Here is a 22,257-nt window from a genome sequence, read left to right on the forward strand (position 1 = left end):
GCCTCCGAAATGCTCCGCGCGCCCGTCAGGGGGTGCCGATAGCGTTCTCGTGACCCCGCGTCGGGACGCGCGGGCGAACGACCAGCCGAGGAGCACCGCGTGTCCGCGCCTTCCCCCGAACTCGATCCCGCCCAGGCATCGCCCGCCGAGCGTCGCCGCTGGGCGCGCTATCTCGCCGACGAGCGCGCGGAGGCCGCCGTGTATCGCCGCCTCGCGCGGCGCCGGGACGGCGACGAGCGCGACATCCTGGAGAAGCTCGAGGCGGCCGAGCGCCGCCACGAGGGGCACTGGCTGAGGTTGCTCGGGGGAGAGCCCGCCCGGCTGCCGAAGGCCGGGCTCACCACGCGGGTCACGGCCTGGCTCGCGTCCCACTTCGGATCGATCTTCACGCTCGCCCTCGCACAGCTGGCCGAGTCCCGCTCGCCGTACGACACGGACCCGTATGCGACGCCCGCCATGCGCGCGGACGAGAAGATCCACCACGAAGTCGTGCGCGGGCTCGCCGCCCGCAGTCGCCGCCGCCTGTCCGGCACCTTCCGCGCCGCCGTGTTCGGGGCGAACGACGGCCTCGTCAGCAACCTCGCTCTCGTCATGGGCATCGGTGCGACCGGCGCCTCGAGCGCGTTCGTGCTCTTCAGCGGCCTCGCCGGCCTGCTCGCCGGTGCCCTGTCGATGGGGGCGGGCGAGTTCGTCTCGGTGAAGTCGCAGCGCGAGCTGCTCGACGCCACGGAGCCGAGCGACTTCGCACACGACGGACTGCCCGACCTCGACCTCGACGCGAACGAGCTCGCCCTCGTCTACCGCACTCGGGGCATGCCGGAGCAGGAGGCCCTCGACAAGGCGCACGGGATCGTCGCGAACGCCCACGCGGGTCGCATGCCGGATCCGGTCGGCCGCGGCGACCGCCATGAGGTCGTCGGGGGAGCGTGGCGCGCGGCAGCCTCGAGCTTCGCCTTCTTCGCGACGGGCGCGATCATCCCGGTTCTGCCATGGATCGTCGGGCTCACGGGGCTCGCGGCCGTCATCATCGCCCTCGCACTCGTCGGGATCGCCCTCCTCGTGACGGGCGCGACCGTCGGCCTCCTCTCGGGAGCCTCGCCTCTGCCGCGGGCGCTGCGGCAGCTCGCCATCGGTTTCGGCGCCGCCGCCGTCACCTATGTGCTCGGGCTGCTGTTCGGGGTGTCCGTGGCGTGACGCGCCCGGGATCCACGGCTGATTCGCGACGGTGAACGGGCGGTGGTAATGTTGTCTCTCGGTTCGGAAAACGGGCGGAAACGCTCCGGAAGACGGATCGACACCCAATGCGCGGGTGGCGGAATAGGTAGACGCGCTAGCTTGAGGTGCTAGTGCCCGTATTAGGGCGTGGGGGTTCAAGTCCCCCCTCGCGCACGTAGGATCGAGATCCCCCTGGGGCCGGCTGAGCCGGGCCAGGGGGATCTTTCGTCGTGCCTGCCGCCGAGGTGCCACACCTGATCGAGGGAACCCTGCTCGCTCGGCCATCGTGACTGATCCATGGCGTCGAGTCTTCGCAATCTGCATAACTCGACGCAGGGGGATTGCTCGAAATGCGTCGCGGCGTTACCGTGAGCCTGAGCCCGCACCCGGGCCGACGAAGCGCCCACGAGGCGCGCGCGAACAAGGAGGTTCCGCGATGTCGATCGCCATGCCCGCACCCCGAGCCGAACTCGTCTCCGGCCTCGATGCGCCCCTGACGGTGCTGCGCGCCGACGGATCCCGGGAGGCGAGCGGGCTCCTCGACCCGCACCTCGCCGACATGGATGAGACGGCCCTGACCGACCTCTTCATCGACATGTCGATCGTGCGGCGCGTCGACCAGGAGGCGTTCGCCCTCACCCGCCAGGGCAAGCTCGCGCTCTGGCCGCCGCTGCTCGGCCAGGAGGCCGCCCAGGTCGGATCCGCCCGCGCCCTCCGCGACACCGACTTCGTCTTCGGCTCGTACCGCGAACACGCCCTCGCCATCCTGCGCGGGACGGGATTCGGCGGGTTCCTCGGCGTGTGGGAAGGGCATGCCTTCTCGGGCTGGGATCCGCACGCGCACCATGTCGCGACGCCGCAGATCATCATCGGCGCGCAGACGCTCCACGCCACGGGATACGCGATGGCGACGCGCATGGACGGCGCCGACGATGTGGCCGTGGCCTACTTCGGCGACGGCGCGACGAGCGAGGGCGATGTGAACGAGGCGATGGTCTTCGCGAGCGCCTTCCGTGTGCCCGTGATCTTCTTCTGCCAGAACAACCACTACGCGATCTCCGAGCCCGTGCGGGTGCAGTCGGGAACCCCGCTCGCCCTGCGACCGACGGGCTTCGGGATCCCCGCCCTGCGCGTCGACGGCAACGACGTGCTCGCCGTGCACGCCGCGACGCGCATCGCGATCGAGCGGGCGCGCTCCGGCGGCGGGCCGACGTTCATCGAGGCCGTCACCTACCGGATGGGCCCGCACACCACGACGGACGACCCGACCCGCTATCGCCGCGACGACGAGGTCGCGGCGTGGCGCGAGAAGGATCCGATCGTGCGCCTCGAGCGCCATCTCGACCGGATCGGCGCCCGCACCGATCGGATCCGCGAGGAGGCGCAGGTGCGCTGCGACGCCACCGCCCGCGAACTGCGCGACGCCGTCATGACGGCCGAGGCGCCGGATCCCGTCACGATGTTCGACCACGTCTACACCGAGCCCACGGCGCGCCTCGAGCGCCAGCGCGCCGAGCACCTCGCCTTCGCCGCCAGCATCGAGGGGGACGCATGACGACCAGCGAACTCGCGCTCGGCGCCGCCATCGGCCGCGCCCTCGGCGACGCGCTCGAATCGGACGAGAAGGTCGTCCTCATGGGCGAGGACATCGGGCGCCTCGGCGGCGTCTTCCGCGTGACCGACGGCCTGCAGGCCCGATTCGGCAAGAACCGCGTCATCGACTCGCCCCTCGCCGAATCGGCCATCGTCGGCACCGCCGTCGGGATGGCGTATCGCGGATACCGCCCGGTCGTGGAGATCCAGTTCGACGGCTTCGTGTACCCCGCTTTCGACCAGATCGTCGCGCAGGTCGCGCGGCTGCACTACCGCACACAGGGGCGCGTGCGCATGCCGATCACGGTGCGCGTGCCGTACGGCGGCGACATCGGCTCGGTCGAGCACCACTCCGAGTCTCCCGAGTCGTACTTCGCCCACACACCTGGGCTGCGGGTGGTGACGGCGTCGAGCCCTCAGGAGGCGTATTCGACGATGCGGGCCGCGATCGCGAGCGACGACCCCGTGATGTTCTTCGAGCCGAAGTCCCGCTACTGGGCGAAGGGCGACGTCGACACCGACCTCACGCGCGACCTCGACACCGCGGCGGTCCTCACGACGGGCCGTGACGTCACGGTCGCGACCTACGGCCCTGTCGTGAAGACGGCGCTCGAGGCGGCCATCGCGGCGTCGGATGAGGGCATCGAGCTCGAGGTCATCGACCTGCGCGCGATCTCGCCCCTCGACGTCGACACGGTGGCGGCGAGCGTCGAGCGCACGGGCCGCCTCGTCGTCGCCCACGAAGCGCCCGCGGAGGCGTCCGTCGCGAGCGAGCTGATCGCGAGCGTCGTCGAACGGTCGTTCCCCGCGCTCCGCGCCGCTCCCGAACGGGTCACGGGGTACGACACGCCGTATCCGCCGTCCGCGCTCGAGGGCGCCTACCTGCCGAGCCTCGACAGGATCCTCGACGCCGTCGACCGCACGCTCGGTCGGCGATCGTCGCGCACGGGCCTCGAGTACGCGGGAGGTGCGCGATGACCACGTTCCACCTGCCCGACCTCGGCGAAGGCCTGAACGAGAGCGAGATCGTCGCGTGGAAGGTCTCGGAAGGCGATGCGGTCGCGCTCAACGACGTCATCGCCGAGGTCGAGACCGCGAAGGCGGTCGTCGACCTCACGAGCCCCTATGCGGGGGTCATCCGCCGCCTCTACGCGGGCGAGGGCGAGACGATCGACGTCGGCGCCCCCCTCGTCGAGTACGACGTCGAGGGGGCGGAGGGGGCCGAACCCGAGCCGGAGGAGGGCCCTTCCGAGGGGTCCGATGCGGCTCCCGAGCAGGAGAGCGCCGTGCCCGAGGGGCCCGATGTCGCGCTCGGCCCAGACCATGCCGTGCCCGAGGTGTCCGGCGACGCCGCGGGCGGAGAACCCGACGCCGCGCCGGGCCGATCCGGTGAACCCGCGGGTGACGACGGCCGCGTGAGCGTGCTCGTCGGATCCGTCAAGGCCGATCGCGGATCGCGTCCCGCACGCCGTGCGCGCACGTTCCCACAGGATCCGTTCGTCCGCGAGAGCGGCCGGCCGGCTTCGTCGGCGCCCGCCTCCCGCCGCGAGCGAGTCTCGGGCCTGCGCCGCCGCACCGCGGAGGCCATGGTGTCGTCAGCCTTCACCGCACCGCACGCCGCGTGCTTCCTGCAGGTCGACGTGACCGAGACGATGCGACTCGCGGGCGACCTATCCGCCTCACCGCGCGAGGACGGGCCGTCGTTCCTCGCGCTCGTGTCGCGGGCGATCGTCATCGCGGCGGGCCGCACCCCCGGCGTCAACGCCACCTTCCACGCCGAGGAGCAGGAGATCGAGTTCCACGCCCACGTGGACCTCGGCATCGCCGTCGCCACCGACCGCGGCCTCGTCGTCGCGAGCGTCGATGAGGCCGAACGGCTCGATGCGGTCGAGCTGACGCACCGGATCGCGGAGCGGGCCGCTGCCGCCCGCGACGGGAGCATCTCGGCCGAGGCGCTCACGAGCTCGACCCTCACGGTCTCGAACGTCGGCGTCTTCGGCGTCGACGGGGGGATCCCGATCCTCAACCCCGGCGAATCCGCGATCGTCGCGATCGGCGCGGTGCGGAGGATGCCGTGGGAGCACGGCGGCGAGGTCGCGCTGCGCGACGTCTGCACCCTCACGGTGTCGTTCGACCACCGCGTCCTCGACGGCCGTGAGGCGAGCGGGTTCCTCCGCGACATCGGCGGGATGCTCACCCGGCCCGGCCTCGCCCTGGCGCGCGGCTGATGCGGACCGGAGGAGGCGACATGGGGGGAGAGCGGCTCACGACGGCGGTGGATCCGCACGGCGAGGCCGGCGCGCGCCGCGCGGACGCGATGCGCGCGCTCGTCGACGAGCTCGGGACGCGCCTCGCGGAGGCCGCGCGCGGTGGCCCCGAGCGCTCCCGCGAGCGTCACATCGCCCGCGGCAAGCTGCTGCCCCGCGATCGTGTCGACCGACTGCTCGACGTCGGCAGCCCCTTCCTCGAGCTCGCGCCGCTGGCTGCACTCGGCTGCTACGACGACGAGGCCCCGGCGGCGGGCGTCATCGCCGGGATCGGCGTCGTCTCGGGCCGGCGCTGCATGATCATCGCCAACGACGCGACGGTCAAGGGCGGCACCTACTTCCCGCTGACGGTCAAGAAGCACCTGCGCGCGCAGGAGGTGGCCCGCGAGAACCGGCTGCCGTGCATCTCCCTCGTCGACTCGGGCGGTGCCTTCCTGCCGATGCAGGACGAGGTCTTCCCCGATCGCGAGCACTTCGGGCGCATCTTCTACAACCAGGCGACCATGAGCGCCGCCGGGATCCCGCAGATCGCGTGCGTCATGGGATCCTCGACAGCCGGCGGCGCCTATGTGCCCGCGATGAGCGACGAGACCGTCATCGTCGCGGATCAGGGGACGATCTTCCTCGGCGGGCCGCCGCTCGTGAAGGCGGCGACGGGCGAGGTCGTGTCGGCGGAGGACCTCGGGGGAGGCGAGCTGCACGCGACCGTCTCGGGTGTCGCGGACCACCTCGCCGACGACGACGAGCACGCGCTGCGGATCGTGCGCGACATCGTCGCAACCCTGCCGCCGAGCCCCGCCCCGCCGTGGGCCGTCGCAGAGCCGCGGGAACCCGCCGTCGACCCCGCCACGCTCGGGTCGGTCGTGCCGACCGACCTGCAGACCCCCTACGACGTGCGGGAGGTCATCGCCCGCATCGTCGACGACAGCGCCTTCCACGAGTTCAAGGCGGGCTTCGGCACGACGCTCGTGACGGGCTTCGCGTCGATCTTCGGCCACCCCGTGGGCATCGTCGCGAACCAGGGCGTGCTCTTCAGCGAGAGCGCGCAGAAGGGCGCGCACTTCATCCAGCTGTGCGACCAGCGAGGGATCCCCCTCGTGTTCCTGCAGAACATCACGGGCTTCATGGTCGGGAGCGAATACGAGCGCGGCGGGATCGCCAAGCACGGCGCGAAGATGGTCACGGCCGTCTCGTGCGCCCGCGTGCCGAAGCTCACGGTCGTGATCGGCGGATCCTTCGGCGCCGGCACGTATTCGATGTGCGGACGCGCCTACGATCCGCGGTTCCTCTGGCTGTGGCCGAACGCGCGCGTGTCGGTCATGGGCGGCCCGCAGGCCGCGAGCGTGCTGTCGACCGTCAAGCGCGAGCAGATCGAGGCCGCGGGCGGCGTCTGGAGCGCCGAGGAGCAGGCCGCGTTCGAGGAGCCCATCCGCGCGCAGTACGAGAAGCAGGGATCGCCCTACTATTCGACCGCGCGCCTCTGGGACGACGGCGTCATCGATCCCGCCGACACGCGTCGCGTGCTCGGCCTCGCCCTCGACGTCGCGGGGCAGGCGCCGCTTCCCGATGTGCGCTACGGCGTCTTCCGGATGTGATGCGCCGTGTTCGACAGAGTCCTCATCGCCAACAGGGGCGAGATCGCCGTGCGCGTCGCCCGCACGCTCGACCGCCTGGGCATCGCCTCGATCGCGGTGTTCTCCGACGCCGACGCCGGGGCGATGCACGTGCGCGCCGCGACCGAGGCCGTGCGCATCGGGCCGGCGGACGCCCGCCGCTCGTATCTCGACGTCGACGCGATCCTCTGCGCCGCCCGCGAGACGGGCGCCCAGGCCGTGCACCCCGGGTACGGATTCCTCGCCGAGAGCGCCGCGCTGGCGCACGCCTGCGCGGACGCCGGGATCGCCTTCATCGGCCCGCCCGTCTCCGCGATCGAGACGATGGGCGACAAGATCCGCGCCCGCGCGGCCGTCGAAGAGCGCGGCGTCGCGACGGTGCCGGGCATCTCCGAGCCGGGTCTCGACGATGCGGCCCTCATCGCCGGCGCCGAGCGCGTGGGCTACCCGGTGCTCGTGAAGCCATCGCAGGGCGGCGGCGGCAAGGGCATGCACCGCGTCGACGACCCCCGCGATCTGCCAGGCGCGCTCGCGCAGGCGCGGCGCGAGGCGGCGAACGCCTTCGGCGACGACGCGCTCTTCGTGGAGCGCTTCGTCGCGCGCCCGCGCCACATCGAGGTGCAGGTCCTCGCGGACGAGGCGGGCGCCACGATCCACCTGGGCGAGCGCGAGTGCTCGCTGCAGCGCCGGCACCAGAAGGTCGTCGAGGAGGCGCCGAGCGCCCTGCTCACCCCCGCGCAGCGCGACGCGATCGGGAGCGCCGCGTGCGAGACGGCCCGCGCCGTCGGCTATGTCGGGGCGGGCACGGTCGAGTTCATCGTCTCGGGCGACCGCCCGGACGAGCCCTTCTTCATGGAGATGAACACGCGGCTGCAGGTCGAGCACCCCGTGACAGAGCAGATCACGGGCATCGACCTCGTCGAGCAGCAGCTGCGCATCGCGGCAGGCGAGACGCTCGCCTTCGCGCAGGACGAGGTGCGCCATGCGGGCCACGCGATCGAGGCGCGCATCTACGCCGAGGATCCGGCGGCCGGCTTCGCCCCGACGGGAGGCGCCGTTGTCGCCGCCGCGTGGCCGAGCGGCGAAGGGATCCGCGTCGACGCGGGGGTCGAGACGAGCGACGTCGTGTCGACGCACTACGATCCGATGCTCGCGAAGGTCGTCGCGCACGCGCCGACGCGGGCCGAGGCGATCGCCCGGCTCGACGACGCGCTGCGGCGCACCCGCGTGCTCGGCGTGCGGACGAACACCGCCTTCGTCCGGGCCCTGCTCGCCGATCCGCGCGTGCGCTCCGGCGACCTCGACACGGAGCTCATCGACCGCGAGGTGGGCCGGCTCGCCGCGATCGAGGTCCCCGACACCGTGCTCGCACGCGCGGGCCTCGCGCTCATCGAGGCCACGGCGACCGGCGACCGCGCGTGGGCCCCCGACGGCTGGCGCGTGGGCGGATCCGCCGGGGCGAGCGTGCGCCTGCGCGATGGCGACTCCGTCGCGACCGTGACCCGCGGTGCGATCCTCGCGCCGGGTGCCGGGGGCGCGCGCCGAGTCGACCTGCGGGTCGCGCGCGCGGGCGGGGTCGTGCGGATCCAGGAGCTGGCGCCCGGCGACGTCGTCACGGCGCCGGACGGGGAGATCTGGGTCGCCGACGAGTCGGGGACCTGGGGTGTCGAGGCGGCACGCCCTGCGCGCCGCCAGCGCGCGGGGGCGGCACCGACGCTCGCGTCGCCGATGCCGGGATCCGTCGTCGCCGTGCATGTCGCGGACGGAGACACGGTCGAGGAGGGCGCCGCGATCGTGAGCGTCGAGGCGATGAAGATGGAGCACCTGCTGCGCGCCCCTGTCGCGGGCGTCGCGCGCCTGCGGGTGGCGGCCGGCGACCAGGTGTCGCGTGGTCAGGAGCTCGCGACCGTGACACCCACGGGCGAACAGACAGAGGAGGCGACATGACCGAGCACGGAGACGCGCCCGAGCGGCGCGTGACGCAACGGGGGCTGTGGTTCGACGAGTTCGAGGTCGGCGTCGTCTACGAGCACCGGCCGGGGCGCACCGTCACCGAGGCCGACGATGTGCTCTTCACGACCATGACGATGAACACGCAGGCCCTGCACCTCGATGCGCACTGGGCCGCACAGACCGAGTTCGGCGAGCGCCTCGTCAACTCGATGTTCACGCTCGCGACGATCGTCGGCATGTCGACGGGGCAGCTCACGAACGGCACGATCGTCGCGAACCTCGGCTTCTCCGAGGTCGCGTTCCCGGCGCCGTTGCGGCACGGCGACACCCTCTATGGTGAGACGCGCGTGATCGACAAGCGTGCGTCGGCGTCGCGGCCGGGCCAGGGGATCGTGACGCTCGAACATACGGGGCGCGACCAGCGCGGCGAGGTCGTCGCCCGCGCGGTGCGCACCGTGCTCATGCAGGGGCGGCCGGACGGGCCGGGTGCGCTGTGAGCTTCGCGATGGGCCCCGCCCTGCTCTTCTGCCCCGGCGATCGTCCCGACCGCTTCGGCAAGGCCGCGGCGCGCGCCGACGCCGTCGTCCTCGATCTCGAGGACGGGGTCTCGGCCGCGGCGAAGGACGCCGCGCGAGACGCGGTCGTGAGATCACGCCTGGATCCCCAGCGCACGATCGTGCGCGTGAACCCCGCGGACAGCCCGCACCTCGTCGCGGACCTCGCGGCCGTCGCGCGCTCGCCGTATCGCACCGTCATGCTGCCGAAGGCCTCAGGGTCGTCCGATGTCGACGCGCTCGGCGACCGCGATGTCGTCGCCCTCTGCGAGACCGCGGCGGGTGTCGTGCACGCCGCGGAGATCGCCGCGCACCCGCGCGTCGTCGCGCTCATGTGGGGCGCGGAGGACCTCGTGGCCTCGATGGGCGGCACCTCCAGCCGCCGCGCCTCCGGCGAGTATCGCGCCGTCGCCGCGCACGCGCGCTCACAGGTGCTGCTCGCCGCGTCGGCCGCGGGCCGGGCGGCGATCGACGCGATCCGCACCGACATCGCCGACCTCGACGGCTGCCGCGAAGAAGCCGAGGACGCCGCGGCGAGCGGCTTCGACGCCAAAGCCGCCATCCACCCGTCCCACGTCGCCCCGATCCGCGACGCCTTCGCGTCGAGCGACGAGCAGGTCGCGTGGGCGGAGCGGATCCTCACGGAGGCGGGGACCCACGGCGGCGCCTTCCGCTTCGAGGGACGGATGGTCGACGAACCTGTCCTCATACACGCGCGCGGCATCCTCGCGCGCGCCCGCAGCGGGGCCACGAGCCCCCGACCGTGAAGGAGACGCCGATGTCGCTCATCACTCCCGTCCAGACGCCCGTTCCCGGCACCGAGATGCTCGAGCCCGAGCTGCAGGAGCTCGCCCGGCGCGTGCGCGACTTCGCCGACGACGTCGTCGCTCCGGCCGCCTACGAGTACGACACGCAGCGGCGCCTGCCGATCGAGATCATCCGCGAGATGGGTGATATGGGTCTCTTCGGGCTGCCGCTGCCCGCCGAGTACGACGGACAGGGGAAGAGCTACCTGCACCTCTGCGTCGCCGTCGAGCAGCTCGCGCGAGTCGATCAGTCGATCGCCGTCACGCTCGAGGCCGGCCTCGGCCTCGGCGCCATGCCGATCCTCCGATTCGGCACCGATGAGCAGAAGACGCGATTCCTGCCGTCGCTCGCGCGCGGCGAGGGGCTCGCGGCCTTCGGCCTCACGGAGGCCGACGCCGGATCCGACGCAGGCGGCACGAAGACGACCGCGACACTCGAGGACGGCATGTGGCGGATCGACGGCACGAAGCAGTTCATCACCAACTCGGGCACGTCGATCACGGAGATCGTGACGGTCACGGCGGTGACGGGCGAGCGGATCGGATCGGACGGCCGTCGCGGGCCCGAGCTGTCGACGATCATCGTGCCCGTGCCGACCGAGGGCTTCACGGCGCTGCCCGCCTACGACAAGGTCGGCTGGCACACCTCCGACACGCATCCGCTCGTGTTCGACGGTGTGCGGGTGCCCGAGGAGAACCTGCTGGGGGAGCGCGGGCGGGGCTTCGCGAACTTCCTCAGCGTGCTCGACGAGGGCCGCGTCGCCTTCGCGGCGCTGTGCGTCGGCGCCGCCCAGGGATGCCTCGAGCAGACCGTCGCGTATGCGAAGCGACGGGAGGTGTTCGGCCGGCCGATCGGCGACAACCAGCACATCGCGTTCACGATCGCGCGCATGCGGTCGCGCGTGGCCGCCGCCCGCGCCGTCATGCACGACGCCGCGCACCGCATCGACCGGGGCATGCCGTTCACGACAGAGGCATCGCTGGCGAAGCTCATCGGATCCGAGGCCGCCGTCGCAAACGCGAACGACGCGACGCAGATCTGGGGCGGCTACGGATTCCTCAACGAGAACGCGGTCGCGCGCCACTACCGCGACGCGCGCATCCTCACGCTCGGGGAGGGCTCGACGGAGGTGCAGCTCGGCGTCATCGCGCGCAGCCTCGGCTTCGACAAGGCGCTCGGCTGAGCCGGCGACGCGACGTGTGCGAATCGGCGAGCGGGAGCGGCTGAATCGGCGAGCGCGCCCCAGGTCGTCAGCCGAAGAGGGACCCGATCCACGCGATCAGCCGGCCGATGTCCCGGAACAGCTCGACCGCCTGGTTCCAGACGATTCCGATGGCGACCGCGACCATCCCGAGGGCGAGCAGGATGGCGCCCAGGGGCGCCTTGCGCGTCAGGCGTCGCCCGTTCCGCTTCGGCTCCGGGCGCCGCGGCTCGGGCACACGGCCGGTCTTCGACGCGGCCGTGCGCCCCGCACCGTTCGGGGCCGCGTCGCGCGGTGCGCGGCGCGGCGCGGCCTCTCGCCAGCGGCCCCAGCGGTCGATCTTCTCGGCGAGGGCGCGGAGGGCCTCGTCGGCGCGCCGCCACGACCGCGCATCGCCGCCGCCGAGGCCGGTGCGCGCATAGAGGAACAGCCAGTCGTCGACGATCTCGATGTCGTACAGGGCGGCGCGGTCGACGACGCGGGCCATGACATCGGGGGTGAAGAGGTACAGTGCGTCGGCCTCGTATCCCTTCGGGCAGTAGAGCGTGAAGTGGCGGTCGAAGTCTCCCTCGAGGCCGAGCCGCTGGTCGGCGTCGGGCGCCCACATGCCGGGAAGGCTCGTCGACAGCAGCCCGTTGGGCCTGCGCGCGTCGAGCACGATGTGGGGGAGCGGCGCCGGAAGGCGCAGCGCGGCGTATCCCCACGTCGTCAGGACCCTCGTGCGCTGGTCGCCTGAGCGGTCGAAGGTGTATCGCGCGATCTCGAACGTGGGATCCTCGGTGCGACGGACGCGGTGCTCCGTCGCCACCGGAACGCCGACCTCGAAGAGCATGCCAGGGCGGCGATCGGGCGGGCCGATCCGCGAGTGGTCGAGGGCGTTGTCGCGGGCGAGGCCCTCGATCCGGATCCCGTGCCGCAGGTCGCGTCGCCGGCGCCGGATGTCCTGCCCGCTCGTCCACCACAAGATGCCCCAGGCGATCACGGCGAGCGGCGCGAGGAGGAGCGAGTTCTCGAGCGTCGACGTGTCGCCGGATCCGAGCCAGTTCAGCACCTCGAGGACGAGCAGCAGCGGGATGACGGTCGCGGCGATCGCGCCGACGACGAGGAGGAAGAGCGCGAGGAAGGAGGCGACGAACGCGGTGAGGCCGCCGATGATGCCGAGGAGCACCCGCACGACGCCGGCCGTTCCCGTGCCGACCGTGCTGAGCCAGAGGATGCCGCGGACCAGCGGGCTGAGGACCGCGTAGGCGGTCGCCTTCAGACCCAGGCGCCGTGCGCGCTCGACCCCGTGGCGCTCCGCGTATGCGGCGATCTCGGATCTCGACGGCGCGGGCCGCTCGAGCGCGTGCGTGTCGAGGGCGGGCCAGGTCTCACGCACGTTCGTCACCGCCCCACGGTACCCGGGGCGGAGGCCGCGGCCGAACGGGGACGCACCGACGCCTACGTCAAGCTTCGGATCGCGAAGCCCGAGCTCGGGCGCGAGCCGCTCTACGACCTCGCGGCCCTGGGTGAGCGGCTCGCCCCCGAGGACATGCCGTCACGCCGCACCTACACGGTGCGGTCGATCGACCGTGCGCGACTGTGGCTGTCGGCCTACTGGGCCGCCGGGCGCGCGGAGGACACCTTCCAGGCAGAGAAGCGCGAGCCCGTCGGCCAGATCTTCGCACCCGAGAGCTGAGCGCGGGCGCCCCGTTCAGGGACGCAGGACGCCCGCGTGGAGCGCCCGCAGCACGGCCTGCGTGCGGTCGCGTGCCGCCAACTTCATGAGGATCGCGGAGACGTGATTCTTGACCGTGCCATCCGCGAGGTGGAGCATGTGCGCGATCTCGCGATTGCTGTACCCGCCCGCGACGAGGTGCAGCACGTCCTGCTCCCGCGCCGTGAGATCCTCGATGGGCGTCGCAGGCTCGGCCGGCTCAGGCCCCGTCCGCGCCGCCGCGCGCAGCAGCCGCTCGGTGAGCGCCGGCTGCAGCATCGTCCCGCCGGAGGCGACCGTGCGGATCGCGCGCACGAGCTGGTCGAGCGTGACGTCCTTGAGGAGGTAGCCGCGGGCGCCGGCGTGCAACGCACCGAGGACGAGCTCCGCGTCATCGAACGTCGTCAGCACGAGCACTGGCACGTCCGAGCCGCGACGAGCGAGTTCCTCGAGCGCGCCGATGCCATCCATGCGCGGCATGCGCAGGTCGAGCAGCACGACGTCGGGATGCAGGCGTTCGACGGCCTCGAGCGCCTCGGCGCCATCCGTCGCCTCGCCGACGACGGCGACGTCGTCGCTCACCTCGAGCAGCCCGCGGATCCCCTGTCGGACCAGCGTCTGGTCGTCGACGACGACGACGCGCAGGCTGCTCACGCGGGCACCTCCGCACGCACGCGGAGTCCGCCACCCGGGTGCCGCTCGAGCTCCAGGCGTCCGCCGAGCGCCTCGACGCGTTCGCGGATGCCGGTGAGACCATTGCCGGGACGGACGTCCCTCGGCGCGACCCCGTCGTCATGCGCGTCGAGCACGATGCGTCCGGTGACGGCATCCCGTGACACGTCGATCGTCAGATTCTCCGCCGCCGGCGCGTGACGGATCGTGTTCGTGAGCACCTCCTGGGTCGCCCTGACGAGAGCGGTCGCACGCTCGCCGTCGACCGACAGCCCGGGTGCGACCGACAGCAGGACCTCGGGGCGGGGGATGCCGGACACGACGCGCGCGAGCACCGCGTCGAGCGAGCCGTCGTCGTCGCGCACCGACGACACGGTCCGGCGCACGTCGGACAGGAGGTCCTTCGCGATCCCTCGCGCCCGCTCGACGTGCGCGAGCGCGGGATCCGCCGCGCGGTGCGACGCGATCTCGAGCTCGAGGGCGAGAGCCGTGAGCTGGTGCCCGAGGACGTCGTGCAGGTCGCGAGAGATGCGCAGACGCTCCTCGGCACGGGCGGAGCGCTCGAGAAGCGCGCTGGTCGCCGACAGCTCGACGTGCGCCTCGGCGAGCCGGCTCCGCGATCGCTCCTGGGCGCGCCAGATCCGCACGGTCAGCACGGAGACGACCTGGATCGCCAGATAGAACCCGGCGCCCACCACCTGATCGGCGATCGACTGCGGCGCCGCGTGCTCGTAGATCGCGACCACGTTGGCCGCGACGACGATCGCCGTGCCCCACAGCGGTAGCACGTAGCAGCTCAGCGCGGCGCCGAACACGAGGATGACGGCGGTGAATCCCATCGACCCCTGCAGCAGGAGCACGCTCGCGATCGCGAGCGCCTGCTGCACGCAGAAGACGACGACGGCGATGGCGCGCGGCCGATGATCCACGAGGATCGTCGCCGCGACGAACGCGAGGAGAAACGCGGCGAACACCGTCGGCCAGAGCCAGACCGGGCCCAGTGCGACGTCGTGCCCTTCGGCCTGCAGGACGAAGTACGGCACGGTCAGGACGGCGCACAGCAGCGCGATGAGCCCGACCAGAACGAGACCCGAGTCGATGCGACGCACCCCTCCACGGTATCGGGAGGGATCCCTGCCCACCCGTGCCGGAAGTCACGGGTCGAAGAGGTGACGACTGCCACGTCCTTCGCGCGCGCTCCGTCCGTAGCGTCGGACGCATGACGACGATCTCGAGCGACAGGGGGACGACATGGCGAACGCGATCACGGTGAGAGGCCTCAGCCGAAGCTACCGCGGACACGTCGCGCTCGATGGCATCGACCTCAGCGTGCGGGATGGTGAGACCCTCGGCATCCTCGGGCGCAACGGCGCCGGCAAGACGACGCTCGTCGAGACGATCGCCGGGCTCCGCCGAGCGGATGCCGGTGAGGTGCGGGTTCTGGGACTCGATCCTGTGCGCGACCGTGCCCGTGTCCGGAGCATCCTCGGCGTGCAGCTGCAGGACGCGCTCCTGCACTACTCGCTCACGGTCGCCGAGAACATGCGGCTGCACCGCTCCTTCCATCGCGACGGGGAGGACCCGGACGCGCTCATCGCGCGACTCGGACTGAACGAGGCGCGGCGCAAGCGCACACAGGACCTATCAGGCGGCCAGCGGCAGAGGCTGTCGATCGGAGTGGCGCTCGTCGGCCGCCCGCGCGTCGTCATCCTCGACGAGCTCACGACCGGCCTCGACCCGGATGGGCGCCGCGGCATCTGGGAGGTCATCGAAGGCCTCCAGGCCGACGGCGTCACCATCCTCCTCGTCAGCCACTCGCTCGACGAGGTCGAGCGGCTCTGCGGGCGACTGGTCATCCTCGACAGAGGGCGGATCATCGTGGAAGGGCCATCCGACGCGGTGCGCCGCCGAGCGGGGGAAGACGATCTCGAACGTGCCTTCCTCGCGCTGACGTCCGAACCGGCCGAGACGGAAGCACGATCATGAACGCGACCGGCTACGACATCCCGCGTCCGAAGGCGCCGGGGCTGCGCGCCTGGGGCCAGCTCACCGCGGCCGAGATGAGATCGGTCGTGCGCGACACCGCCGGCCTCATCGTCCCGATCGGCATGCCGAGCCTCTTCCTCGTCGCGCAGGGGATCTCGTCGAGCGACGAGGTGCTTCCCGACGCGGGCGGACGCGCCGTTCTCGAGATGGTCGTGCTGCCGCTGATGCTCGTCATGGTGATCGCCCTCGTCGGCGTCGTCAACATGCCGTCGTTCCTCGCGACCTATCGCAGAGAGGGGCTCCTCAAGCGCCTATCCGCCACACCTGCCCGCCCCGTCATGGTGCTCGGCGCGCAGGTGATCACCTCCTTCGCGCAGACGGCCCTCGGAGTCGGGATCGCACTCGCGATCGCCTTCCTCGTCTTCGGGATCCGCGGGCCCGTCGACGTGCTCGCCGCGATCGGTGTGCTGCTTCTCGTGTGCGCGGCCATGTACGGGCTCGGGATGATCGTCGCCGCGATCGCGCCCAGCGCGAACGCCTCCGTCGCGATCGGCCTCGTCGCGTTCTTCCTGCTCGGCGCCCTTGGGGGGATGTTCGGCGGCGCCGAGGCGCTCCCGGATCCGGTGCAGACGCTCGGCGAGTGGACCCCCTTCGGTGCAGGCGTCATGGCGCTGCAGCTCACGTGGCTCGGTGTCGCGCCGCCGGCGCATACGATCGTTGCGCTCACCGCGGCTGCCGTCATCGGCGCCGTGTGCGGTGTGCGCCTGTTCCGCTGGCGTCGCTGACGTCCGCGCGGCCCGCCGAGGCGCCCTCGGCCCGACACGTCGCCCCGCACTCGGGGGCGTGTCGGGCCGAACAGGTAGCGTGAAGCGCATGTCTGATTCGCAGCTGCCCGAGGTCGTCCGCGTCGCGCGCGACCTCATCCGCATCGACACCACCAACTACGGCGGCGGCAATGCGAAGGGCGAGCGCGAGGCCGCCGAGTACGTCGGCGACTTCCTGAGCGGGCTGGGACTCGCCCCCCAGTTCTACGAGCCGATCGAGCGGCGCACGAACGTCGTCGCCCGAGTCGAGGGGCGCAACAGAGACAAGCCGGCGCTCGTGCTGCACGGGCACCTCGACGTCGTGCCCGCCGTCGCTCACGACTGGTCGGTGGATCCGTTCGCGGGCGAGATCCGCGACGGGCTGCTGTGGGGCCGCGGCGCCGTCGACATGAAGAACATGGACGCCATGATCCTCACGGCCGTCGCCGAGCTGCTGCGGGCGGGGGAGAAGCCCGAGCGCGACCTCATCCTCGCGTTCTTCGCCGACGAGGAGAACGGCGGCGTCGAGGGATCCGCGCTCGTCGTGCGCGACCGGCCGGAGTGGTTCGCCGGCGCGACCGAGGCGATCAGCGAGGTCGGCGGCTACTCGATCCCCGTCGGCGAGAAGTCGGCGTATCTGCTGCAGGTCGGCGAGAAGGCCCTCATGTGGCTCACCCTGCGCGCCCGCGGACGGGCGGGACACGGCAGCCGCGTGCACCCCGACAACGCCGTCACGCGACTCGCCCGCGCGGTCGAGGCGCTCGGATCCGCGACCTGGCCGGTCGAGCTGACCGAGACGACGCGTTCACTCCTCGACGGGATGCGCGCGATCTGCGGTGACGACAGCGACGACCCGGACCGCATCGCGCGCGCGGCCGGGCCCGCCGAGGCTTTCCTCGCCTCGACCTGGCGCACGACCACGAACCCGACGGGCCTCGAAGCAGGGTACAAGCACAACGTGATCCCGGATGCCGCGACCGCGACGGTCGACGTGCGCGTGCTGCCCGGCACGGAGGATCGCGTGCTCGCCGAGATCCGCGAGATCGTCGGAGACGACATCGAGATCGAGACGTTCCACCGCGACATCGGCCTCGAGGTGCCCTTCGAGGGATCCCTCGTCGAGGCGATGGTCGGCGCGCTGGACCGCCACGATCCGGGCGTTCCCGTCCTGCCGTACCTGCTGGGCGCCGGCACCGACAACAAGTCGCTCGCGACGATCGGCATCACCGGGTACGGCTTCGCGCCCCTCAAGCTCCCGCGCGACCTCGACTTCACCGGCATGTTCCACGGCGTCGACGAGAGGGTCCCGCTCGACGCGCTCACGTTCGGCCAGCGCGTCCTCACGGACCTCATCCGCACCTACTGACCTCTCAGAAAGCACACGAATGCACATCATCGAGGCGATCGTCCTCGGCCTCGTCCAGGGGCTGACCGAGTTCCTCCCGATCTCGTCGAGCGCGCACATCCGCGTCGTCGGGGAGTTCCTGCCCTCCGCGGCGGATCCAGGGGCGACGTTCACGGCCATCTCCCAGATCGGCACCGAGCTCGCGGTCCTCGTCTACTTCTGGGCGAAGATCGTCACGATCATCAAACGGTGGGCGCTCTCGCTCGTCGGGAAGGTGCCGCGAAACGATCCGGACGCCCGCATGGGGTGGCTCGTCATCGTCGCGTCGATCCCGATCGGCATCCTCGGCTTCACACTGCAGGACTACATCCGCGACGTGTTCCGGAACCTCTGGCTCGTCGCCGTCGTGCTCATCGTGTTCGGCATCATCCTCGGCGTCGCCGACCGCTGGGGGGCGCGCCGCCGCGAGATGAGCGACGTCACCTACCCGCACGGCATCTCGATCGGCGTCGCCCAGGCGCTCGCCCTCGTCCCGGGCGTGTCGCGCTCCGGCGCGACGACGACGGCCGCCCGCGCGCTCGGCTACCAGCGCACCACGGCGGCCGAGTTCTCGTTCCTCATGGCGATCCCCGCGGTCTTCGGCTCGGGGCTGTACGAGCTGAAGCACGGCCTCGAGGAAGGCGATGTCGGACCCTATGGCTGGAGCGGCACGATCATCGCCACGATCGTCGCGTTCCTCGTCGGCTGGGTCGTGGTCGCCTACCTCATGCGATACCTGAAGACGGGCACGTTCATGCCCTTCGTGATCTATCGCATCCTGCTCGGAGCGACGATCATGATCCTCCTCGCAATGGAGGTTCTGACGCCGTTCGGCACCGCCTAGCTGCGGTGTCCAGGCAGGTTGTTGAGTCTGCTGATAGGTGGACCGCTGACCGCGGAGTGGTGCCGATGATAATCGTAGAAGCGCAACCAGCGCGGCAGCTGGGTCTTCCGCGCCCAGCTATTCGCGGTGTTCCGGTTCACCCCCAACTCGCGCGCCGCGAGCGTCACACTGCCCAACGACACCAGCAACGCCAGGACCTCTGCCCGGCGCTCTTCCTTCTCCGCTGAAAATGACACGGTGGTCGCAACCTCCCGAAACACGGGGTGTTGCGACCACCGTTAGAGCCCGCCGTGGTCTGCCACGGGGGCCCTCGTTATCGCTCAGGACCTGTGTCCTGTGCACCATCGCCCGGCGACGACGACGGATGTGAGCCGGTGGTCACACGCTCGGCTCGACGGAACATCACGATTCCGGTGATCGCGATGAGCGCCGCGACCGGGAGCCAGATCCACAGCATCTGGTACATGAAGGAATCGACGAGCCCCTGGTCTGTGACGAGCGACCTGATGAACGCGCCGAGCACAGCCCCGACGAACATTGCGACTTCAAACAGGATGAACAGGTTCAGCACAGCGTTCGGATCGTTGATTCGCTCCAGCGGCGTCATTCTTTGCTTCGTCACGCGCGTACCTCCTATCATCCGACTCAGGACGTCACCTGCAGACTCCGCTGGTGTCGATGGCACCGGTGATCCCCATCATCGCGAGGGCGCAGACGGCACCGGCCACCGGATTCGCCAAGCCGACCGGCAGGCAGACCAGTGCTTCGGACCCGAATGCGAGTACGAAGTTCGCAAGCCACTCCTCGAAGCAGCTCGTCATCGCCATGAACGTCGAATCGGAATCCGTCGTGCTCTCCTGGGCCTGCACCTGGAGCGTATTGTCGACGACAACGAACTCGGCGGCCTTGTTGTGCGAGCCATCCTTGGTCGCCAGTGTGGGTGAATCGAAGGACATCAGCTCTGAGCCTGACCCATCGGTGATCGTGACGTGCTGACCATCCTCGCTCACGTCGATCGAATCCCCTCGGCGAGTGAGAATGTGATGCCTTGTCCGCCCGTGGATGTCTCGACGACCTCGAACGAGCGCTCGACGCCATCGACGGAGATGGTGCCGACGTTCGGGTCAGTCACTGCCGCAGCCGGGGCCGCGGACGCGATCTGTGTGCCGCCGAGCACCATCGCCAGTGCGACGAGTGCCGACAGCATGACCTTGACGACGAGCGACCGGGGATTGGCACCCTCACGCGACGTTCGGATCGAGTCGATCGTGATGGCTTGTGCTGACATTTCTTCCTCGGTTGCATCGCTGTCGGCCGCGCGGGACAGCATGTGATCTGTGTACGCCGTTCACGCTATCGATCCGCGCGACGCGTGTCTGTCGCCTCTTTGGGGGACAAGCGCTTGCGAGAGCTTTCACATCAGGCCAAGCGCCTCGACGAGGTGTCGGACGAGAATCGCAGGGCGTTCGCGGCGTGGGCCGTATCGGGCGCGCAGATCGAGGACAACCATGGCCTACACGTCGTCGCCGAACCGGCGCGATCCAGGGCAGCCGATGTCGTGAGCGGCTGGGTGCTCGTGACGCTTGTGAGTAGGGCCTAATCCCTCGGCATGATGTGTGCAAGCCCTCGCTGCCGTCCGGGAGTCACTTCGATGCGCGTCACGAGGGATCGCACGAACTCGCGCTTCTCGTGAGGTTCGATCGCATCCCACTCGTCCATGATCGCGTTCGGGACCTCGACAGGCCGCGCTTCACGCACTTGCGCCTCGCGGAGCCGCGCACTCAGCTCAGCTTCCTCCTCGGCGTAGCGGTCGCGCAGACGCTCGTACGTTTTGAGCGGGATCCGAGTGTCGAGCATCGACTCGGCGAGCGCTTCCTGCCTGCGCGCCACCTCGGCGAGACGCTTGAGGATCGGCTTCGACGGATCCGCGGGCCGTGTCCCCGGCTGGGTCGCGAGCGCCGCCGCAGCGGCTGCGTTGACGCGCTCTGCATACTGTCGCAGCCACTTGAGCATCTCCTGGTCGAGGTGCGATTCGTCGACGTAGCCACCGACGTGCCGTCCCTTCTCCTCCCCGCCCTTGCAGCGGTATCGCTTCACCATGTTCGATCCGGACGTGTTGCCATGCATCTTGCTTCCGCAGTGACACCAGACGAGGCCGGAAAGGATGTAGTCGGAACGCTCGGTGCGACGGTAGACCCGGCGTCGCTCCCGCGCTTCCTGGTACGCGGCCCATTCCGATTCGGTGATGACGGGTTCGTGGATGCCGATCTTCGACTGGTCGCCGTAGCGGATGATGCCCGCCGCGAACCCACTGTCCAGGTGCGGTGTCCAGGCAGGTTGTTGAGTCTGCTGTTGGGTGGACCGCTGACCGCGGAGTGGTGCCGATGATAATCGTAGAAGTGCAACCAGCGCGGCAGCTCGTCGCGCCGCTCGGTCTCTGACGAGTAGAACCTCGCATACGCCCAACCGTCCGCGAGGGTGCGATGGAATCGCTCGATCTTCCCGTTCGTTTGCGGCCGGTACGGGCGCGTCCGTTTGTGTGCGATGTCGAGCCGAGCGCAGGCATCGCGCCAGGCGAACGACCTGTAGGCGGAGCCGTTGTCGGACTGCGCCCGCTCGATACGGGAGAGGCGATTGACACCGCAGCGGGCGAGAACGGCATGAACCGTCGACGGCGACAACCCCGGGCGTCCGGCGATCTGCGCCGGTCCGAGGCAGAGCCGCCAGCGCAACGCGACGACGCGACCCGTTGGAGGACTCAGCCCCGTGTCGGGAAACAACGTCCCCGGACATCACACCTAGAGCACGTCAGCCGCGCGGCGGGCGGCCCTTTCCGGGGCCGTCGCCGCGCAGGTACTTCTCGAACGCCTGCGCGATCGCATCGCCGGACGCCTCGGGCGAGTCCCACGTGTCGCGGGCCTCCTCCAGCTGGCGGATGTAGTCGGACATCTCGTCGTCGTCGGCGGCGGCCGCGTCGACCGTGGCCTCCCAGGTGGCCGCCTCGGTCGGCAGCGAGCCGAGCTCGATCTCGCGCGCCGTCATCTCGCCGAGTCGTTCGAGGAGCGCGAGCGTCGCCTTCGGCGAGGGGGATGCGCCGGCCACGTAGTGGGGCACGCTCGCCCACAGCGCGACGGTCGGGATCCCGGCCGTCTCCGCGGCGTCGGTCAGGACGCCGAGGATGCCCGTGGGCCCCTCGTATCGGCTGCGGTCGATCTCGAGCTGGTTGCGCAGCAGCTCGTTCTCGCTCGTCGCGTGCACCGCGATCGGGCGCGTATGCGGCACATCGCTCATCATCGCCCCGACCGTCACGAGCCCCGTGACGTCCTCCGCGAGCAGCGCGTCGATGAACTCGGCGGTGAAGCTGCGCCAGGCACGCGCCGGCTCGACGCCCCGGAGCGTCCAGAATCCGCGGGGATCCATCGGTCGGTGGAGCGTCGCCTCGGGCCAGTCGAGCGCGCGCCGACCCTCGCCGTCGAGGCGGAGCGTCGGTCGCGTGTACTGATAATCGAAGAACAGCTCCGGGTCCACGGACACGATCTCGATGCTCGGCTGCGCGTCGCGCAGCACGCCCACGGCCTGCGACGCCGCCTCGCCGGCGTCGTTCCATCCGTCGAACGCGGCGACCGCGACACGCGGGCCGAGCGCCTGCTGGGTGCTGTCGTCCACCGG

Annotated in this window: 22 protein-coding genes, 1 tRNA gene and 1 pseudogene; 15 read left to right on the top strand and 9 right to left on the bottom strand. The window is 71.0% G+C overall.

The annotated features are described in order from the left end of the window. Positions 1-99: 99 nt before the first annotated feature. The 10 genes from GB932_RS04360 (at position 100) to GB932_RS04405 (ending at position 11,185) form a co-directional block, all read left to right on the top strand. Positions 100-1,194, top strand: coding sequence for a VIT1/CCC1 transporter family protein (locus GB932_RS04360; RefSeq protein WP_156759472.1), 1,095 nt, complete (start codon positions 100-102; stop codon positions 1,192-1,194). Positions 1,195-1,303: 109 nt separating this feature from the next. Then, positions 1,304-1,389: transfer RNA gene (locus tag GB932_RS04365), tRNA-Leu, on the top strand. A gap of 262 nt (positions 1,390-1,651) precedes the next feature. Then, positions 1,652-2,770, top strand: coding sequence for a pyruvate dehydrogenase (acetyl-transferring) E1 component subunit alpha (gene pdhA / locus GB932_RS04370; RefSeq protein ID WP_156759473.1), 1,119 nt, complete (start codon positions 1,652-1,654; stop codon positions 2,768-2,770). After that, positions 2,767-3,786, top strand: coding sequence for an alpha-ketoacid dehydrogenase subunit beta (locus tag GB932_RS04375; RefSeq protein ID WP_156759474.1), 1,020 nt, complete (start codon positions 2,767-2,769; stop codon positions 3,784-3,786). The genes pdhA and GB932_RS04375 overlap by 4 nt, the downstream gene beginning before the upstream one ends. Further along, on the top strand, positions 3,783-5,036 hold the full coding sequence (locus GB932_RS04380; protein WP_156759475.1) for a dihydrolipoamide acetyltransferase family protein: 1,254 nt from the start codon (positions 3,783-3,785) through the stop codon (positions 5,034-5,036). The genes GB932_RS04375 and GB932_RS04380 overlap by 4 nt, the downstream gene beginning before the upstream one ends. 20 nt (positions 5,037-5,056) lie before the next feature. Then, a complete protein-coding gene (locus tag GB932_RS04385) occupies positions 5,057-6,670 on the top strand; it encodes a carboxyl transferase domain-containing protein (protein ID WP_156759476.1) in 1,614 nt (537 codons plus the stop codon). A 6-nt stretch (positions 6,671-6,676) separates the two neighbouring features. After that, the gene (locus tag GB932_RS04390) at positions 6,677-8,635 is read left to right on the top strand and encodes an acetyl/propionyl/methylcrotonyl-CoA carboxylase subunit alpha (protein WP_156759477.1); all 1,959 of its coding nucleotides are present in this window, start codon (positions 6,677-6,679) and stop codon (positions 8,633-8,635) included. Then, a complete protein-coding gene (locus GB932_RS04395; protein ID WP_156759478.1) occupies positions 8,632-9,138 on the top strand; it encodes a MaoC family dehydratase in 507 nt (168 codons plus the stop codon). The genes GB932_RS04390 and GB932_RS04395 overlap by 4 nt, the downstream gene beginning before the upstream one ends. Positions 9,139-9,146: 8 nt before the next feature. Next, positions 9,147-9,962, top strand: coding sequence for an HpcH/HpaI aldolase/citrate lyase family protein (locus GB932_RS04400; RefSeq protein ID WP_156759791.1), 816 nt, complete (start codon positions 9,147-9,149; stop codon positions 9,960-9,962). Positions 9,963-10,018: 56 nt separating this feature from the next. Continuing rightward, positions 10,019-11,185: an acyl-CoA dehydrogenase family protein gene (locus tag GB932_RS04405; protein WP_156759792.1), complete on the top strand. Its 1,167-nt coding sequence runs from the start codon at positions 10,019-10,021 to the stop codon at positions 11,183-11,185. Positions 11,186-11,252: 67 nt separating this feature from the next. Here GB932_RS04405 and GB932_RS04410 read toward each other — a convergent pair whose 3' ends face one another. Next, entirely contained in the window at positions 11,253-12,590 is a 1,338-nt protein-coding gene (locus GB932_RS04410; RefSeq protein WP_156759479.1) for a hypothetical protein, read from the bottom strand. On the opposite strand from GB932_RS04410, the gene GB932_RS19560 reads away from it, so the two are divergent. Continuing rightward, positions 12,549-12,881, top strand: a complete 333-nt coding sequence (locus GB932_RS19560; RefSeq protein WP_306769929.1) for a ferredoxin reductase domain-containing protein — start codon at positions 12,549-12,551, stop codon at positions 12,879-12,881. The two genes, GB932_RS04410 and GB932_RS19560, sit on opposite strands and share 42 nt — an antisense overlap. Positions 12,882-12,896: 15 nt before the next feature. Here the strand turns inward: GB932_RS19560 and GB932_RS04420 are convergent, their stop codons facing one another. Together GB932_RS04420 and GB932_RS04425 are read right to left on the bottom strand one after the other, a co-directional pair. Continuing rightward, positions 12,897-13,553, bottom strand: a complete 657-nt coding sequence (locus GB932_RS04420; RefSeq protein ID WP_156759480.1) for a response regulator — start codon at positions 13,551-13,553, stop codon at positions 12,897-12,899. Beyond that, positions 13,550-14,680 carry a sensor histidine kinase gene (locus tag GB932_RS04425; protein WP_156759481.1) on the bottom strand — a complete coding sequence of 377 codons (1,131 nt, stop codon included), beginning with the start codon at positions 14,678-14,680 and terminating at the stop codon, positions 13,550-13,552. Before GB932_RS04425 ends, GB932_RS04420 begins: the two co-directional genes overlap by 4 nt. Positions 14,681-14,822: 142 nt before the next feature. On the opposite strand from GB932_RS04425, the gene GB932_RS04430 reads away from it, so the two are divergent. The 4 genes from GB932_RS04430 (at position 14,823) to GB932_RS04445 (ending at position 18,588) form a co-directional block, all read left to right on the top strand. Continuing rightward, on the top strand, positions 14,823-15,557 hold the full coding sequence (locus tag GB932_RS04430; protein WP_156759482.1) for an ABC transporter ATP-binding protein: 735 nt from the start codon (positions 14,823-14,825) through the stop codon (positions 15,555-15,557). After that, positions 15,554-16,342, top strand: coding sequence for an ABC transporter permease (locus GB932_RS04435; protein WP_156759483.1), 789 nt, complete (start codon positions 15,554-15,556; stop codon positions 16,340-16,342). Before GB932_RS04430 ends, GB932_RS04435 begins: the two co-directional genes overlap by 4 nt. 88 nt (positions 16,343-16,430) lie before the next feature. Beyond that, a complete protein-coding gene (locus GB932_RS04440) occupies positions 16,431-17,726 on the top strand; it encodes a M20/M25/M40 family metallo-hydrolase (RefSeq protein ID WP_156759484.1) in 1,296 nt (431 codons plus the stop codon). A 19-nt stretch (positions 17,727-17,745) separates the two neighbouring features. Next, the gene (locus GB932_RS04445; protein WP_156759485.1) at positions 17,746-18,588 is read left to right on the top strand and encodes an undecaprenyl-diphosphate phosphatase; all 843 of its coding nucleotides are present in this window, start codon (positions 17,746-17,748) and stop codon (positions 18,586-18,588) included. 313 nt (positions 18,589-18,901) lie between these two features. Here GB932_RS04445 and GB932_RS04450 read toward each other — a convergent pair whose 3' ends face one another. From GB932_RS04450 to GB932_RS04475, 6 genes and pseudogenes are all read right to left on the bottom strand, one after another. Continuing rightward, positions 18,902-19,195: a hypothetical protein gene (locus GB932_RS04450; protein WP_156759486.1), complete on the bottom strand. Its 294-nt coding sequence runs from the start codon at positions 19,193-19,195 to the stop codon at positions 18,902-18,904. A 46-nt stretch (positions 19,196-19,241) separates the two neighbouring features. Next, positions 19,242-19,598: a hypothetical protein gene (locus GB932_RS04455; protein ID WP_156759487.1), complete on the bottom strand. Its 357-nt coding sequence runs from the start codon at positions 19,596-19,598 to the stop codon at positions 19,242-19,244. Then, on the bottom strand, positions 19,595-19,918 hold the full coding sequence (locus tag GB932_RS04460; protein ID WP_156759488.1) for a hypothetical protein: 324 nt from the start codon (positions 19,916-19,918) through the stop codon (positions 19,595-19,597). The genes GB932_RS04455 and GB932_RS04460 overlap by 4 nt, the downstream gene beginning before the upstream one ends. A gap of 266 nt (positions 19,919-20,184) precedes the next feature. After that, positions 20,185-20,997, bottom strand: coding sequence for a recombinase zinc ribbon domain-containing protein (locus tag GB932_RS04465; protein ID WP_306769935.1), 813 nt, complete (start codon positions 20,995-20,997; stop codon positions 20,185-20,187). Then, positions 20,907-21,197: pseudogene (locus GB932_RS20640) on the bottom strand (integrase core domain-containing protein); the annotation flags it as partial. The gene GB932_RS04465 and the pseudogene GB932_RS20640, both read right to left, overlap by 91 nt. Positions 21,198-21,396: 199 nt before the next feature. Next, a complete protein-coding gene (locus GB932_RS04475) occupies positions 21,397-22,254 on the bottom strand; it encodes a PAC2 family protein (protein ID WP_156759490.1) in 858 nt (285 codons plus the stop codon). Positions 22,255-22,257: the final 3 nt, after the last annotated feature.

Source organism: Microbacterium karelineae (assembly GCF_009745985.1).
Taxonomy (GTDB): Bacteria; Actinomycetota; Actinomycetes; order Actinomycetales; family Microbacteriaceae; genus Microbacterium; species Microbacterium karelineae.